Raw genomic sequence first — 14,851 nt, forward strand, 5'->3', positions numbered from 1 at the left:
CGCGACCTGCCCGTGTTCGCCCTGGGCAGATCAGCGCGCGTCCTCACGCAGTTCCGCGGCGTACGAGGCGACCGAGCGCGTGTAGCGGGTCAGATGCGGCGCGAGGGCGAGAAGGGCGACGGATGCCGCCTCCCGCTCCCGTCCGAGCGACGCCAGCGCGAGCGCGCGGAACGCCGCCGCCTCGTCGCGCAGCGGCGAGACGGGCTCGCGGTCGACCTCGACCTGCAGCATCCGGACCGCCTCGTCGGCACGGCCCAGGTTCCGCAGGGTGCTGGCGAGCTGGATCACCGCCTGCGGTCGATGCGCGTCATCGAGCCCGGCGTCGAGGGCCGCTCGATACAGCGGCGCGGCGTCCTGCTCGAGCCCCGCGGCGTCCCGGGCTCCGGCGCGTTCGAACAGCGCCACTGCATCCGCCGCGGGCCGCTCTGCGGCGAGGGCGTCGATCCGCTCGATGCGGTCGTCGTCGCTGAGCGTGTCGTCGTTCCATATCTCGTCGACGCGCAGCGCCCATTCGTCGCGCACGGTTCCTCCTCGATGAAGAAGGGGACGGATGCCGCGGCATCCGTCCCCTGTCACTGCCGTCGCAGCGACTACTCCTTGTCGGCAGCAGCCTTCTTCTTGGCCGGTGCCTTCTTCTTGGCGGGCTTCGCCTCGGCCTCTTCGGCCTCGATCACGGTGTCGGCGTCGGCCGCGGCATCCGCGATCTCCTTCGCCTCTTCGACGACCTCTTCCTCAGCGGCTTCCTCGTCCTCGACGGCGACGAACCCGGTCAGGTCGACGGCCTTGCCGTTCGTGTCGACGACGGTGACCTTGCCGAGCGCGACGGCCAGTGCCTTGTTGCGTGCGACCTCGCCGACCATGGCAGGCAGCTGGTTGCCCTCCTGCAGCGCGTTCACGAAGTCCTGCGGCGCCATGCCGTACTGTGCGGAGGACTGCACGAGGTACTGCGTGAGCTCGTCCTGCGAGACCTGCACGTTGACCGACTCGGCGATCTTGTCGAGCAGCATCTGCGTCTTGAACTGCTTCTCGCTCGCCTCGGCGACCTCGGCGCGGTGGACGTCGTCCTCGAGGCGGCCTTCGCCCTCGAGGTGATTGTGCACCTCGTCCTCGATGAGCTGCGGCGGGACGGGGATCTCGACGCGCTCGAGCAGCGTCTCGATCAGCTTGTCGCGAGCGGCGGAGCCCTGCGTGAACACCGACTGCTGGCCGACGCGTTCCTGCAGGCTCTCGCGCAGCTCGGCGATCGTGTCGAACTCGCTCGCGATCTGCGCGAAGTCGTCGTCGGCCTCGGGAAGCTCGCGCTCCTTGACGGCCTTGACCGTGACGGCGACCTCGGCCTCTTCACCGGCGTGGTCGCCACCGACGAGCTTCGAGCGGAAGGTGGTCTCCTCACCGGCGGTGAGGGACTCGATCGCCTCGTCGATGCCCTCGAGCAGCTCGCCCGAGCCCACCTCGTACGACACGCCCTCGGCGCGGTCGATCTCGGTGCCGTCGATCGTCGCGACGAGGTCGAGCTCGACGAAGTCGCCGGTAGCGGCCGGGCGGTCCACGGTCACGAGCGTGCCGAAGCGGCTGCGGAGGCGGTCGAGCTCCTCCTCGATGGCAGCCTCGTCGACCTCGACGGCGTCGACCTCGATGGTCGTGCCCTCGAGGGACGGAAGCTCGAACTCGGGGCGGACGTCCACCTCGACCTGCACCTCGAGGTCGCCCGAGAAGTCCTTCTCGTTCGGCCACTCGGTGACCTCGGCGCTGGGGCGGCCCAGAACGCGCAGCTCGTTGGCCGCGACGGCCTCGCGGTAGAAGTTGTCGAGCCCCTCGCTCACGGCGTGCTCGAGCACGGCGACGCGGCCGACCCGCTGGTCGATGATCGGCGCCGGGACCTTGCCCTTGCGGAAGCCGGGGATCTGCACGTCCTGCGCGATGTGCTCGTACGCGTGCGCGATCGACGGCTTGAGCTCGTCGGGGCTGACCGTGATGTGCAGCTTGACCCGGGTCGGGCTGAGCTTCTCGACGGTGCTGTTCACCATGCCTGTTCGTTCTCCTCTATCGGACCGCGCGCGAGCGCGGCGGCTGAAGGTCTGGGGTTCGGAATTCTGTGGGCCGTGATGTCGGGGCGACAGGATTTGAACCTGCGGCCTCCCGCTCCCAAAGCGGGCGCTCTACCAAGCTGAGCTACGCCCCGGGCGGGTTCGCGCACGTGCATGCGCCATTCGGCCCCGAGAAGTCTAGCCGACGCGCCCGGCACTCGCCTTCGCGCACGGGGCGCGCGCATTCGTGACATAGAATGGCGGATGCCGCGGCTCACCGCTGCGGGGATGTAGCTCAATGGTAGAGCCTCAGTCTTCCAAACTGATGGTGCGGGTTCGATTCCCGTCATCCCCTCCACTGCCCCGCTGGTACGGCCGAAGGTCGCACCAGCGGGGCATTCGCGTGGGATGCCGTCCGAAACGATCCGCTTCGGGGGGTCCCACTGCGCCGGAGGCTCCGCGCGACGCGTCAGCGGCGCGTGGAGGGGCGCGGTGGCCGAGTCCCGTCATCCCCTCCAATGCCTCTGGGCGACCGATTCCCGTCACCCCCTCCACTCGAAGATCACGCGATTCGCGCTATCGGGCGACGCGGGCCTCGCGCCACACTGGGTAGGGCACAGACCTCGCCCTCAGGAGTCGCCATGAGCACTTCGCCCGCACTGCCACCGAAGCCCCGCAGACTGCCGCGCCGGCCCGCCTCGACGCTGGCCGAGAAGTGGACGCGGATCGACGGCATCGACGTGTTCTACCGTGAGTCGCCCCGGCCACCGGCGGACAGGCGGGTGATGGCGCACATCCATGGGTTCGGGCTGTCCGGCCGCTACCTGCTGCCGACTGCCGAGCGGCTCGCGGACGACTTCCACACGTTCGTTCCCGACCTCCCCGGGTTCGGACGCAGCGGCAGACGCAAGGACATGCTCGACATTCCGGATCTGTCGCATGCCACCGCGGACTTCCTCGATGACCGCGGTGTCGAGAAGGCGACGCTCGTGGGCAATTCGATGGGATGCCCGGTCATCATCGAGTTCGCCCACCGGTACCCCGAGCGCATCGATCGTGCCGTGCTCGTCTCACCGGCCGGCGGGCTCCACAACCAGCCCCTGCGGCGCGCCATCGGGCAATTGTCGGCGGACGCGACGCGCGAGCCCACGCGGATGGCGCGGGTCGCGGTGCCGGACTACGTGCGCTTCGGCGTGCCCAGCACGTTGCGGCTCTTCCGCGCGCTGACGCAATACCCGAGCCTCCAGCGCCTGCTGGAGATGCGGATCCCGACTCTCGTCGTGCTCGGCCAGAGGGATCCGCTGCTCCCCCACGCCCATCGGGTCGACGAGATCGCGAGCCAGACCGACAGTCATGTGCTCGTCGTGCTGCTGGAGGGCGCGGCGCACGCGATCAACTTCAGCCACCCCGATCAGCTCGCTCACGTCATCCGGCTGTTCATGGACGATCAACCCATCCAGAACGACTCGCAGTGGCCCGGGCACGTGCGCCTGTACGAGGTGCACCGCGGCAAGCATCACCCTCGACCCACGAGCGGCTCGAGCGCCTGAAAGTCAGGTCCCCGCAATCACCTCGACGAACGAGGCGGGGAGCACCACGTTCTCGGGCGCGCCGGCGAAGAACCCTGCGACCTGCCGTGGCGTGTACCCCGCGATGCCGCATCCCACCTCGGTCACGAGGAAGCGAAGTTCGGGATGCGCGGTCGCGAATTCGACGAATCGCCGCGCCTGCTCCCGGAAGACATCGAGCCCCGACATCGTGTCGATGCCGTACGACTGGCCCTGCAGACCTTCGGACTGGCCCCAGATCGCTCCGAACCGGTCGTGGGCGAACCTCGCCGCTCCCCCGCCGTGGGCGCCGTCGGCATTCGAGCCGAAGACGAACACCTCGTTCGGTCGCAGTGATTCGATGCGCATGCGTCACACCACCGGCGTGGCGTCGATGTGCTCCTGAATGTGCGCGAGGTAATGCTCGGCGTTGCGCAGCAGGCCGGCGCGCTCCTCGTCGGTGAGTTCCCGGCGCACCTTGCCGGGCACGCCCGCCACGAGCGACCCGTCGGGGATCTCGGCGCCCTCGAGCACCACGGCGCCGCCCGCGATGAGGCATCCTGCACCGATCCTCGCCCCGTTGAGCACGACCGCTCCCATGCCGATCAGGGATCCGTCGCCGATCGTGCAGCCGTGCACGACGGCATTGTGCCCGACCGAGACGTTCTCGCCGATCACGACCGGGCGGCCCGCGTCGACATGCACCGACACGTTGTCCTGAAGATTGCTCCTCGCTCCGACCGTGATGGTGTCGCCGTCGGCCCGCAGTACGGCGTTGTACCAGACGCTGGCGCCGGGACCGAGGGTGACGCCGCCGATGACGCGGGCGCCCGCGGCGACGAACGCAGACGGATCGAGCGCGGGTGTCCGTCCCGCGGCAGTGAGCACAGAGGCACCTGAAGCAATGGTCATGGTGCGATTCTGGTCGAAAGAGCGGACTCGATCGACTCCGTGTACCACGGCGCGAGCGTGTCGGCGAAGGTCACCGTCAGGTGATCCTGGTCGCGATACACGTTGGCCCCGCCCACGACGGGCGAGCACGAGTCGGTCTCGCAGAACACGTCCGTGAAGTCGAGCAGCGTGACGTGTTCGAGACCGGATGCCGCCGCTCGAAGCGGATCGTCGGCCACCAGCACATCCGACCGCGGCGCGTCGCACTCGGCGACGTCGCGCGTACGCAGGCACTTGTTCGGGTCCGTCTCCCACACCGGGTTGTCCACGACGGTGACGACGGGGATCCCACGGTCGATCACGGTGCTCCAGGCATCCCGGTATCCTGCCACCGCCGCGTCGAACGAAGAGTCGTACCCGGCGGCCGAGTAGGGCGTCGTGGCGATGGCGGCGGTGAACACGGCGTCGATGTCGGCGTCGGCAAGAGCCGTCTGCACGCCGTCGCGCCACTGCGTGCACGCATCGCCGAACGCGCCCGGCGTTGCGAGCGGCGTCGTGTTCCACGGACACGCGCCCTTGAACCACGTGACGAGCTGCCAGCCGTTCTCGTCCGCCATCCTCTGGAACGTCGACAGCAGCTGATACGCGTGGCTGTCGCCGATGAGTGCGACACGGGGCGCGTCGGGCTCGTCCGAGCCGAACGTGCACGAGACGGGCCGGGCGTCGGTGAGCTGCACGAAGCACTGCTCGTCGCTCGGCCGGTCGATGCCCGCGAAACCGGGGGCGGGCAGGATCGTTGCGCCGAAGTCCGTGCTGTCGCACGACGGATCGAGGACGGATGCCGCGCCGAAGCACTCCGGAGGGTTCTCCTGCAGCTGCTGGATGTCGCGCGTGCCGGCGTTGTAGAGCGGCGCGTTCACGAGCCACGCGGTTCCGGCCACAAGACCCACGACGATCATGGCCGCGAGCGACGACCACAGTGTGACACGCGCCCGTCGCGACGTGAGCACCTTCCATCCCCGGACGGGATCCTCGACGAACCGCTTCGTGAGCCACGCCAGCACGAAGCAGATGCCCAGCAGGGCGACGCGGTGGTAGATCGTGAGACCCCAGAAGGGCACCGACGGCGCGATGACGATGAGCGGCCAGTGCCACAGGTAGAGCGAGTACGAGATGTCGCCCACGAACTGCGCGGGGCGCAACGCGAGGATCCGGGTCGGATACCACCATCGCTCGGTGTTCGACGCGGCGATCACGGCCGCGGCGCCGAGGGTCGGGAGAGCCGCCATGTAGCCGGGGAACGGAGTCTGGCCGTCGAACGTGAAGGTGACGTAGACCAGTACCAGCACCCCGGCCCATCCGAGCACGAAGCTCGCCGCCGCGTTGCGCACCCGCAGCAGCGGCACGAGGGCGATCATCGCGCCCACTCCGAACTGCCACATGCGCCCGAAGGTGACGAAGTACGCCGGGGCCGGGTCCGTCATCGTGAACACCACGCAGAACGCGAAGGAGGCGACCGAGACGATTCCGAGCGTCACGAGGACGGCACGACGACGAGCGCCCCGGAACCACTTCACCCCGATCCATGCCGCCAGCAGCATGAGAAGCGGCCACATCACATAGAACTGCTCCTCGAGCGACAAGGACCAGTAGTGCTGGACGGTCGTCGGGTCTCCGGAGTGGTTCAGGTAGTCCGCCGAGTTCAGGGCGAGGTACCAGTTCTCGACGTAGAAGGTCGAGGCGAGGATCTCGCGCACCTCGTTCGGCAGCGCCGAGGTCGGCATGAGGTACGGCGACATCACCACGATGGCGCAGAAGAGCAGGACGAGGAGGGATGCCGGCAGCAGGCGCCGCGCGCGGCGCGCCCAGAACTGCCCGAGCCGCACGGTGCCGGTGGCGGTGAGCTCGCGCATCAGGTGCGCCGTGATGAGGAAGCCCGAGATCACGAAGAAGATGTCGACGCCGATGTAGCCGCCGGGGAAACGCGCCGGCCAGAAGTGGTAGAGCACGACGCACAGCACCGCGATCGCACGCAGTCCTTGCACGTGCGGGATGAACCGCGACGGCTCGGCGTGTTCGGGCGAACGGTCGAGCGGCTCCTTGGTCACCGTCTTGGCGGGGACGTCCAGATCCTGCGGTCCGAGGTCATGGTCAGCGGAGGGCACGAATCGACGTTAGCCGGTGTCGTGGGTCTCGCCAGAACCGACAGGCGAAACCCCTGTTTAGCCCAGCCTTCTCTTGCTTGCGGAATGCGGCGGGCTGAGTAGCGTTGCTGTCACAGGAGGACGACCGCCGATCGCAGCGGCCCTCCCGAAGCTGGAGGCGAGAGACATGACGAAGATCAACACCATCCCCGCGACCGCCGCGAATCCCGACGTCGCATCGGCGACCGCACAGTTCCTCACCCCCGTGGTGCTGGGCCTTCAGGCCCTGGCCGTCAACGGCAAGCAGGCGCACTGGAACGTGCGCGGCGCCAACTTCATCGCGATCCACGAGCTGCTGGACTCGGTCGTCGCCCATGCGCTGGCCGGAGCCGACCAGGCCGCCGAGCGGATCGTCGCCCTCGGCCTGCCGATCGACGCGCGTGTGTCGACCGTGGCGGAGAAGACGCCGCCCACTGCGGTCCCTGCTGGATTCACCCAGTGGGACGCCCTCATCCGCAACGTGATCGGCGACATGGACGCCGTGATCGCGGACGTGCAGGCGGCGATCGACGGTCTCGACGAGTTCGACCTCACGAGCCAGGACATCGCCATCGGCATCAAGGAGAGCCTCGAGAAGGACCGTTGGTTCCTGTTCGCGCATCTCGCGGAGTGAGCTGACACGCGTCACGAAGGGCCCCGGCGATGCCGGGGCCCTTCGTGTTGTCACGGTCGTTGCAGGAACGCCAGCACCGCCAGAACGCGGCGGTGCTCGGTGCCGGACTCCTCCAGTCCGAGCTTGGCGAAGATCGCGCTGATGTTCTTCTCGACGGCGCCGACGCCGATGTAGAGGCGGTCGGCGATGCTCGCGTTGCTGCGACCCTCCGCCATGAGTGCGAGGACGTCGCGCTCTCGCGGTGTCAGCGCCGAGAGCGGGTCGGGCCGCGACGAGAGCAGCCCCTGCACCACGAGCGGGTCCAGCACGGTGCCGCGCTCGCGGACGCGTTCGACAGCATCCGTGAACTCGTCGAGCGAGGTGACGCGATCCTTGAGGAGGTAACCGACCCCGCCCTCGCCACCGGCGAGCAGCTCGCGGGCGTACACGCCTTCCACGTACTGACTGAGCACCAGGATGCCCACCGCAGGAAGCGCGGCGCGCAGTGTCAGCGCAGCGCGTATGCCCTCGTCTCGAAACGCCGGCGGCAGGCGGACGTCGAGGATCGCCACGTCGGCTCGTGCGCCGCGCACCCGATCGACGATGTCCTCGGCGTCCCCCCAGGCCCCCGCCGTCACATAGCCGGCCTCGTCGAACAGACGGACCAGACCCTCACGGAGCAGGACGGAGTCCTCGACGAGGACGACGCGAAGGGGTGCGGATGCCGACGCCATCTGTTCAGGATACGGATGACTCATGCCGGCCTCGCTCCGAGCGGGATGTGCGCGCCGACCGCGGTCGGGCCGCCGGCCGGACTGTCGATGACGAGCGCGCCGCGGAGGCCGGCGACACGCTGCTGGAGACCCTCCAGACCGTGCCCGCCCGCGGCGAATGCGCCCCCGCGGCCGTTGTCGACCACCCAGACATCCAGGTGCGTCGGCGGCGTCACGAGCGCGGGACGTCGCAGGGACGCCTTCACGGTCGCGGCGCTCGCGCCGGAGTGCTTGATCGCGTTGGTGAGCAGTTCGGCGACCACGAAGTACACCGTCCGTGCGACCTCCGGGCCCACGACCCGATCCAGGTCGGGATCGACCTCGACGTTCACGTGGAGCGGGGATGCCGCCGCCACCGCGTCGAGCGCGGCCGCGAGCCCGCGGTCCTGCAACAGCGGCGGCGCGACGCCGCTCGAGAGAGCGCGCAGCTCGTCGAGCGCGGCCTTCGCATGCTCGCGGGCCTCTCGTGCGAGGTCGGCCGCGGCATCCGTCTCCCCCGCGCCCGCGCGGCGTTCCAGGGCAGCCAGATCCAGCTGGAGGCGCACGAGCCGCTGCTGCGGGCCGTCGTGGATGTCGCGCTCCAGCCGGCGCAGCGCAACATCCTCGGCGTGCACGGCGGCACCACGGGCTGCCGCCTCGGCACGGACCTCGGTGACGAGGTCATCCGATGCCCACCGGCCGAGCATGCCCTGGGCGATGGCATGGTGTGCACGGGCCAGGCCGCCCACTACCCACGGCATGGTGAAGGTGAACAGCGCACCCGCGATCAGGTACAGCACAACCTCGATGGTCCAGCTGCTCCAGCCTCCGAACAGCCACGGCACGGCATCAGCGACGTAGTGACCCCATTCCCCACCGGAGCCGTCCTCGTTCCAATTGCGCGGCAGGAAGAGACCCCAGAACCAGTACGTCAGGCCGCCGAGACCCACGCTCAGCCACGTGATCGTCAGCACGAACGAGATCGTGCTGACGATCGGGTTCAGAATCATGCCGTGGAGGATGTAGACCCAGTAGTGGGCGTTGCGCACAGGCCGGGTCAGGGTGGCCCAGAAACCGGTGGCGTCCGTCTTGTCGCGATTCCACTCCGGCTCGGCGATGCGCGGAAGTCCTGACAGCTGCAGCAGGAAGCGGTCGGCGATCCCGAAGCCCCGGGCGATCAGAAGGGTCAGCACGACCAGCGGCAGTCCGATCACCAGGACGAGCAGCCCGACCCCGGTCCAGAAGAGCGGCGCAAGGACGCCGATCGAGAGCATCGCCAGGACGAAGACCAGCAGCAGGTACAGCGCGCTGCCCGGTGTGCGCAGCCACCACTGCGTGTAGGTTGCCCAGAACCCCGGGGTCGCGGTGCCCGCCGGCCGCGGTCCGCGGACCGCATCAGTGGTCGTGGTCATCACTGTCTCCCTCGGGACGCGTCAGGTCGGGCTGCTGGCCCGGTTCGACGACCAGGAACTGTCCCATCATGCCCTGGTCCTCGTGCCACAGCAGGTGGCAGTGGTACATGTACGGAGTGCTCGCGTCGGCATAGTCCTCGAAGCGGACCAGCAGCCGGTATTCGCGATTCCATTCGAGCGCGATCGTGTCCTTGTAGCCGGCGAGGCGCGCCGGCGGAACCTCTCCATCGACGCTCAGCACGCGGAACTGGGTGTCGTGCACGTGGAACGAGTGCGGGAGCGGATTGTCGTTGCGCACCGTCCAGACCTCGCTGGTGTCCACCGTGGCGGTGAAGTCGGCGCGACCGAGGTCCATCTCGCGGTCGTTGATCTCATGACCGGACATCTCGAACGAGCGCTCAGGGGCGGCAGCGATGGCATCCGGCGTGGGAAGCTCGGTCAGGTGAGCGGGCACCTCGGGTGAATCGCCGAGGGACTCCGCCGCCCGAAGCTCGAGCACGTCGAAAGTCGCCGACCCGGCGTGCAGGTCGGGGTCGGGCGCTGCGGACCGCAGTGCCACCTGCTCGCCAGGCGTCATCGTCACCACGATCTCGGCCCGCTCACCGGGCGACAGCGGAATGCTCTCGGACGGGACAGGTGCCTCCAGGAGTCCGCCGTCGGTCGCGATGAGGTCGAACTCGCGGCCGTCCGCGAACGCGAAGTCGTACATCCGTGCGCTGGACCCGTTGAGCAGGCGCAGGCGCACCCGTTCGGTGGTCACCTCGAGATGCGGCGCGATCACGCCGTTGACCAGGATCGTGTCGCCCAGGACGCCGTCGAACTGCATGCCGATCCCCCCGGCGAACGAGCCGTCCGGATTGAAGGCGCGATCCTGCACGATGAGCGGGATGTCGTCCACGCCATAGTCGCGCGGCAGCGCGAGAGCCGCCTCCTCGTCATCGCGCACGAGGAACATGCCCGCGAGACCCGCGTCGACCTGTTCGCGCGTACGCCCATGCAGGTGCGGGTGGTACCAGAGGGTGGCGGCCGGCTGGTCGATGACCCACTCGGGGTGCCACGACGCGCCGGGAGCGATGGGCGAATGCGGTCCGCCATCCATCGCGGCGGGTAGGTGCATGCCGTGCCAATGCACGGTGGTCGGGTCGGAGAGTCCGTTGACGGTATCTACCCGCACCCGCTCACCGCGTGCGGCGACGAGCGTCGGTCCCAGATACGACCCGTTATAGCCGAGCGTCGCGGTCTCGCCCTGCGGCACGAACGCCGTCGTCCCCTCCTGCGCCGAAAGATCGAACACCCGGACGCCGTCCTCCACGCGCGACGGCGCGAGCTCGGGCACCGGCAGCGGTGCGGCGAAGTCGACCGTGCCCGCAGCCGGAGGTGTGCGACGGACGGAATTGGTGGCGAACCACACGGCGGCGGCGCCGACCAGCAGGACGACGACCCCGAGCACGGAGACCAGAGCGATCACGAGGCCACGGCGGCCTCGACGACGGCGGGGAGCCGCCGCGTCGCCGGACGGCGACGGCACGCGAGGCGGCGCAGGAGGAGCAGGTGGAGCGGAAGTCATGCCTCCAGCCTCGCGATCGCGGCGGGCGCACGGCATCCGACACCCTCCCGGAACCGTATGGGGGCAGGCCCCCGCACGACGTGGCGGATTACACGATGTGAGTGAGCCGGCCACCCAGAAGCGTCGCCCGGACGAGCATGGTCCGCATCGACGCTTCGTCCGCCCGCAGCGGGTCGTGCTCGATGATGGCGAGGTCGGCGACGTCGCCCAGCTCGAGGCGGGCCGGCGTGGCCGATCCGCCTCGCGTCGAAGCGGACAGCGCGGTGGCCGGTGAGAGGCGCTGGTGTGGCTGCCAGGGCTCGCGGCCGTCACGCGTGCGGAAGACGGCGGACGCCATCGCGGCCCACGGATCCAGCGGCGAGACCGGCGCGTCCGAGCCGAAGAGGAGCGTGGCACCGGAGTCCGCGAGGGCGCGCAGCGGATACGGCTGCGCCGTCTGGTCCGCCCAGATGGTGTCCGTCAGGTCGCGGTCGTCCAGCGCATGCTCGGGCTGCACGCTGGCGCCGACGCCGAGGCGCGCGAAACGCGGGATGTCGGCGTGCGCGACCAGCTGCGCATGCTCGATCGTCCCCCATGCGCCGGTCGCGGTGAACGCGTCCAGCGCGTGGGAGTTGGCCACATCGCCGATCGCGTGGATGGCCGACGCGATGCCGGCACCCGTCGCGCGGGTCATGAGGTCGACGAGGGTCGCCGTGTCGACCGTGAGCACCCCGTGGTTGTGCGGGTCTCCGGCGTAGGGGTGCGAGCACGCGGCCGTACGTGTGCCCAGCGAGCCGTCCGTGATGACCTTGAGCGCTCCGACGCGGACGAGATCCGATCGCCCGCCACGCGCGACGTCACCGGTCTGCAGTCCCTCGGCCACCGCGCGGTCGAGGAACTCGGGATAGATGCCGAACGACACCCGGAGGGCGTCGAACCCTGCCGCGAGGCGGCGTGCCCATGCCTCCTCATTCCAGGCCATGTCGAGGTCGACGATCCCGACCACACCACGGGAGGCGGCGTCGTCGGCCATACGGGCGACGAGGGGGTCGGCGACTTCGGCGGGCACCGCGTTGAGACGACGCGAGATCTCGAACGCCGGCTCCTCACGCAGAATGCCGACGCCGTCGGGCTCGAAGCCTTCGCGCCGCAGCGCCGCGGAGTTGAGCCACACGCTGTGAACATCCGCGTTGATGAGATAAGTCGGTGTCTCGCCGGTAGCGGCATCGAGGACCGCCAGACTGGGTGTGTCGGGCCACAATGCGTCCCGGAATCCGGTTCCGATCCGGCGGCCGTCCGGCAGCGGTTCCGCCGCGCCCATGACCGCGGCGGCCTGAGCGGCAGAGGTCGTCGTCCCGAGCGGCACGCGCTGTGCCACGAGCGCCCACTGCACCACGTGCACGTGGTGATCCCACAGGCCGGGGATCAGCCAGTGGCCATCAGCCTCGAGCACGAGTCCCCGGCGGGGCAGGGCGCGAGCCGGCGCGATGTCGACGACGAGTCCGTCCGCGATGTGGACGTCGACCGGCTCGTCACCGAACGGATCGGTGCGTTCCGCTCCGGTCAGCCGCACGTCGGCGATGACGTCGGGGACCTCGCCCCTCGCAACTGTCACCGTGCGGCCTTGCGGGCCGCGAAGTCGCGGCGCATCTCATCGGCGAGTCGCGGATCCGCGTACGCGCCGCCGCCGTCGAGCCCCGCGATGACCGTCTCCACGACCTCGTCCGGCTTGTTCTGGCTCAGCTTGCGCTTGCCGACCACGCGTGTGGGCGTCAGCCGGAATCCGACCGTTCCCCTTTCCAGCCGGGTCACGAAGTCGGGGTCGTTCGGACGCTCCCAGAGCAGACGTGGCTGCGGCATCCCGTTCTCGAAGTGTGCGACGAGCTTGTCGAGAACGCGCAGATTCTCGTCGGGCGTGAGGATCTCGGGGATGCCACTCAGGTGCGCCGAGACGAAGTTCCACGTCGGCACGCTCGGGGTGTCGCCGTACCATCCTGGCGAGACGTATCCGTGCGGGCCCTGCACGACGACCAGCAGCTCGCGCTGCCCGAGTCCGTGGATCAGATCGTCCGGCTTGCCGACATGACCGACGATCGTGAGGTCGTCGCGCTCCTCGTCCAGGAGCACTGCATAGTGCGACGCGACCAGGCCGTCTTCGGTCGAGCTGACAAGGGTCACCCACGGGTTCCGGGCGATCAGCCGGCGGATCTCGGCCACATCGGTCATCGCGAAGCTCGGATTCTGGCGCATGGCACCAGCCTACGAGTGAGCTGAGGACCCGACGCGCGTCACGCCTGGCAGCGGGGGCACCAGTAGAGCTTGCGTCCCGCCGCCTCCTCCACGACGATCGACGTCCCGCACACGCGACACGGCAGTCCGGCGCGGTGATAGACCCAGTGCCGGTCGTCACGGCTCGCCATCGCCTTGCGATACGACGCGGGGTCGAGGCCGTCCATGGTCATCATCTGACCTGTCTCGACCCCGATGGCGATCAGCCGCACCCAGTCCCGCCAGAGCTCCCGTATGACATCCTCGGGCACCTCGCGCCCCGGCGTGTGCGGGTTCTGCCGCGCCCGGAACAGCAGTTCGGCGCGGTAGACGTTGCCGATCCCGCTCACCACGTTCTGATCCATCAGGAGAAGGCCGATCGGCGTCGGCTTGCGGCGGACGACTGCAGCGAACCGCTCTTCGCCCTCGGCGACATCGTCGACGAGAGGGTCGGGTCCGAGCTTCGCGATCGTCGCGGCGACCTCGTCGGGCGTCTGCAGCTCGCACGCTGTCGGGCCTCGCAGATCAGCGCAGGTCGTCGACGTGAGCAGCCGCAACCGCACCTGTCCGACGACCGGAGGCGGCCATTCGTCGCCCTCGTCCGCGAGCCCGGTCGTCTGCTCCGACATGCGCACGTGCACGCGAGCCCGCCGAGGCGCCCCGATCGACGTCAGCGAATTCTCGCCCGCGTCGTCGAGGATCGGCGCGTCGAGATCGGTCCCGCGCTGGTTGGTCTGGCCCATGCGGCCGTTGGCAGACGCGATGGTGGGGTCGACCAGGATCTCGCCGGCGAAGTCCCACGCACCGTACATCCCGAGGTGGACGCGCAGCCACAGGTCGTCGTCGAACTCGAGGAACATCTGCTTGCCCACCGCGCGCACCTCGGTCGCCGAGCGACCGCTGATGACGGCGGCGCCTTCGACGAATCGGCCCTGCGGACTGGATGCCTCGACGGTCCGGCCGACGAAGTTGCGATCGAACTGGCGGGCGATGCGATGGACGGAGTGTCCTTCGGGCATCCTGCCTCAGCCCGCTTCGGGGTCGAATGAGCTGTCGTCGGCTGCAAGCACGTCCGGGCGCGGGATCGATGCCCTCGGATCGGGCTCGAGAGTGCCGTCCTGCTCGTACGCCGCCAGCTGCGCGATACGGCGCGCGTGGCGCTCTTCGCCCGAGAACGGCGTCGAGATGAAGCGGTCGATGAACGCCGCTGCCTCATCGAAGGTGTGCTGACGCGCGCCGATGGCGATCACATTGGCGTCGTTGTGCTCGCGCGCCAGCTCGGCTGTCGCGATGCTCCACACCAGCGCGGCCCGTGCGCCCAGCACCTTGTTCGCGGCGATCTGCTCACCGTTGCCCGAACCGCCGAAGACGACGCCGAGCGTCTCGATGCCGGCCGCCTGGTCGCGGACGACGGCCTGCGCCGCCCGGATGCAGAACGCCGGATAGTCGTCGAGGGCGTCGTACTCGACCGGGCCGTGGTCGATCACCTCGTGGCCGGCTTCGGCCAGGTGATGCTGCAGCTGCGTCGAGAACTCGAGGCCGGCATGGTCGGTCGCGATGTGGATGCGCATGGGCACAATCCTAGGGACCGAACGGATCGTTCAGCCGACGG

General features: G+C 69.3%; 14 protein-coding genes and 2 tRNA genes. 3 read left to right on the plus strand and 13 right to left on the minus strand.

Translation table 11 applies throughout. The features are described 5' to 3' along the window. Nucleotides 1-30 precede the first annotated feature (30 nt). From HF576_RS17200 to HF576_RS17210, 3 genes are all read right to left on the minus strand, one after another. Entirely contained in the window at nucleotides 31-522 is a 492-nt protein-coding gene (locus tag HF576_RS17200) for a tetratricopeptide repeat protein (protein WP_168914061.1), read from the minus strand. 68 nt (nucleotides 523-590) lie between these two features. After that, a complete protein-coding gene (gene tig / locus HF576_RS17205) occupies nucleotides 591-2,027 on the minus strand; it encodes a trigger factor (RefSeq protein ID WP_168914062.1) in 1,437 nt (478 codons plus the stop codon). A gap of 81 nt (nucleotides 2,028-2,108) precedes the next feature. Continuing rightward, nucleotides 2,109-2,182, minus strand: a tRNA-Pro gene (locus HF576_RS17210). 129 nt (nucleotides 2,183-2,311) lie between these two features. Between HF576_RS17210 and HF576_RS17215 the strand changes: the two genes are divergently transcribed. Together HF576_RS17215 and HF576_RS17220 are read left to right on the plus strand one after the other, a co-directional pair. Continuing rightward, nucleotides 2,312-2,385, plus strand: a tRNA-Gly gene (locus HF576_RS17215). Between the two features lie 283 nt (nucleotides 2,386-2,668). Continuing rightward, on the plus strand, nucleotides 2,669-3,577 hold the full coding sequence (locus HF576_RS17220; protein WP_168914063.1) for an alpha/beta fold hydrolase: 909 nt from the start codon (nucleotides 2,669-2,671) through the stop codon (nucleotides 3,575-3,577). A gap of 3 nt (nucleotides 3,578-3,580) precedes the next feature. Here the strand turns inward: HF576_RS17220 and HF576_RS17225 are convergent, their stop codons facing one another. From HF576_RS17225 to HF576_RS17235, 3 genes are read right to left on the minus strand one after another with little or no spacing between them, the layout of a single operon-like run. After that, nucleotides 3,581-3,943 carry an A1S_2505 family phage non-structural protein gene (locus HF576_RS17225; protein WP_168914064.1) on the minus strand — a complete coding sequence of 121 codons (363 nt, stop codon included), beginning with the start codon at nucleotides 3,941-3,943 and terminating at the stop codon, nucleotides 3,581-3,583. Between the two features lie 3 nt (nucleotides 3,944-3,946). Further along, nucleotides 3,947-4,486, minus strand: a complete 540-nt coding sequence (locus HF576_RS17230) for a gamma carbonic anhydrase family protein (protein ID WP_168914065.1) — start codon at nucleotides 4,484-4,486, stop codon at nucleotides 3,947-3,949. Beyond that, nucleotides 4,483-6,630, minus strand: a complete 2,148-nt coding sequence (locus HF576_RS17235) for an SGNH hydrolase domain-containing protein (RefSeq protein ID WP_168914066.1) — start codon at nucleotides 6,628-6,630, stop codon at nucleotides 4,483-4,485. The genes HF576_RS17230 and HF576_RS17235 overlap by 4 nt, the downstream gene beginning before the upstream one ends. A gap of 166 nt (nucleotides 6,631-6,796) precedes the next feature. Between HF576_RS17235 and HF576_RS17240 the strand changes: the two genes are divergently transcribed. Then, nucleotides 6,797-7,282, plus strand: a complete 486-nt coding sequence (locus tag HF576_RS17240; protein ID WP_168914067.1) for a Dps family protein — start codon at nucleotides 6,797-6,799, stop codon at nucleotides 7,280-7,282. 50 nt (nucleotides 7,283-7,332) lie between these two features. Here HF576_RS17240 and HF576_RS17245 read toward each other — a convergent pair whose 3' ends face one another. The 7 genes from HF576_RS17245 to HF576_RS17275 form a co-directional block, all read right to left on the minus strand. Continuing rightward, entirely contained in the window at nucleotides 7,333-7,995 is a 663-nt protein-coding gene (locus HF576_RS17245; RefSeq protein ID WP_168914068.1) for a response regulator transcription factor, read from the minus strand. A gap of 20 nt (nucleotides 7,996-8,015) precedes the next feature. Next, nucleotides 8,016-9,425 carry a sensor histidine kinase gene (locus tag HF576_RS17250; RefSeq protein ID WP_168914069.1) on the minus strand — a complete coding sequence of 470 codons (1,410 nt, stop codon included), beginning with the start codon at nucleotides 9,423-9,425 and terminating at the stop codon, nucleotides 8,016-8,018. After that, a complete protein-coding gene (locus HF576_RS17255) occupies nucleotides 9,409-10,992 on the minus strand; it encodes a multicopper oxidase family protein (protein WP_168914070.1) in 1,584 nt (527 codons plus the stop codon). Before HF576_RS17255 ends, HF576_RS17250 begins: the two co-directional genes overlap by 17 nt. Nucleotides 10,993-11,080: 88 nt before the next feature. Further along, nucleotides 11,081-12,586 carry an amidohydrolase family protein gene (locus tag HF576_RS17260; protein ID WP_168914071.1) on the minus strand — a complete coding sequence of 502 codons (1,506 nt, stop codon included), beginning with the start codon at nucleotides 12,584-12,586 and terminating at the stop codon, nucleotides 11,081-11,083. Then, nucleotides 12,583-13,221 carry an FMN-binding negative transcriptional regulator gene (locus HF576_RS17265; protein WP_168914072.1) on the minus strand — a complete coding sequence of 213 codons (639 nt, stop codon included), beginning with the start codon at nucleotides 13,219-13,221 and terminating at the stop codon, nucleotides 12,583-12,585. The genes HF576_RS17260 and HF576_RS17265 overlap by 4 nt, the downstream gene beginning before the upstream one ends. 38 nt (nucleotides 13,222-13,259) lie before the next feature. Beyond that, nucleotides 13,260-14,258, minus strand: a complete 999-nt coding sequence (locus tag HF576_RS17270) for an Fpg/Nei family DNA glycosylase (protein WP_168914073.1) — start codon at nucleotides 14,256-14,258, stop codon at nucleotides 13,260-13,262. Between the two features lie 6 nt (nucleotides 14,259-14,264). Continuing rightward, nucleotides 14,265-14,810 (minus strand): ribose-5-phosphate isomerase, encoded by a 546-nt coding sequence (locus HF576_RS17275; protein WP_168914074.1) that lies wholly within the window; start codon nucleotides 14,808-14,810, stop codon nucleotides 14,265-14,267. Between the last annotated feature and the right edge of the window lie 41 nt (nucleotides 14,811-14,851).

The sequence above is a fragment of the Microbacterium salsuginis genome (assembly GCF_012524205.1).
GTDB lineage: Bacteria > Actinomycetota > Actinomycetes > Actinomycetales > Microbacteriaceae > Microbacterium > Microbacterium salsuginis.

Excerpts from the sequence above, each read along its gene's own strand:
- tig (WP_168914062.1), bottom strand. The coding sequence starts at position 2,027 with ATGGTGAACAGCACCGTCGAGAAGCTCAGCCCGACCCGGGTCAAGCTG.
- HF576_RS17220 (WP_168914063.1), top strand. The coding sequence starts at position 2,669 with ATGAGCACTTCGCCCGCACTGCCACCGAAGCCCCGCAGACTGCCGCGC.
- HF576_RS17225 (WP_168914064.1), bottom strand. The coding sequence starts at position 3,943 with ATGCGCATCGAATCACTGCGACCGAACGAGGTGTTCGTCTTCGGCTCG.
- HF576_RS17230 (WP_168914065.1), bottom strand. The coding sequence starts at position 4,486 with ATGACCATTGCTTCAGGTGCCTCTGTGCTCACTGCCGCGGGACGGACA.
- HF576_RS17240 (WP_168914067.1), top strand. The coding sequence starts at position 6,797 with ATGACGAAGATCAACACCATCCCCGCGACCGCCGCGAATCCCGACGTC.
- HF576_RS17245 (WP_168914068.1), bottom strand. The coding sequence starts at position 7,995 with ATGGCGTCGGCATCCGCACCCCTTCGCGTCGTCCTCGTCGAGGACTCC.
- HF576_RS17250 (WP_168914069.1), bottom strand. The coding sequence starts at position 9,425 with ATGACCACGACCACTGATGCGGTCCGCGGACCGCGGCCGGCGGGCACC.
- HF576_RS17255 (WP_168914070.1), bottom strand. The coding sequence starts at position 10,992 with ATGACTTCCGCTCCACCTGCTCCTCCTGCGCCGCCTCGCGTGCCGTCG.
- HF576_RS17265 (WP_168914072.1), bottom strand. The coding sequence starts at position 13,221 with ATGCGCCAGAATCCGAGCTTCGCGATGACCGATGTGGCCGAGATCCGC.
- HF576_RS17270 (WP_168914073.1), bottom strand. The coding sequence starts at position 14,258 with ATGCCCGAAGGACACTCCGTCCATCGCATCGCCCGCCAGTTCGATCGC.
- HF576_RS17275 (WP_168914074.1), bottom strand. The coding sequence starts at position 14,810 with ATGCGCATCCACATCGCGACCGACCATGCCGGCCTCGAGTTCTCGACG.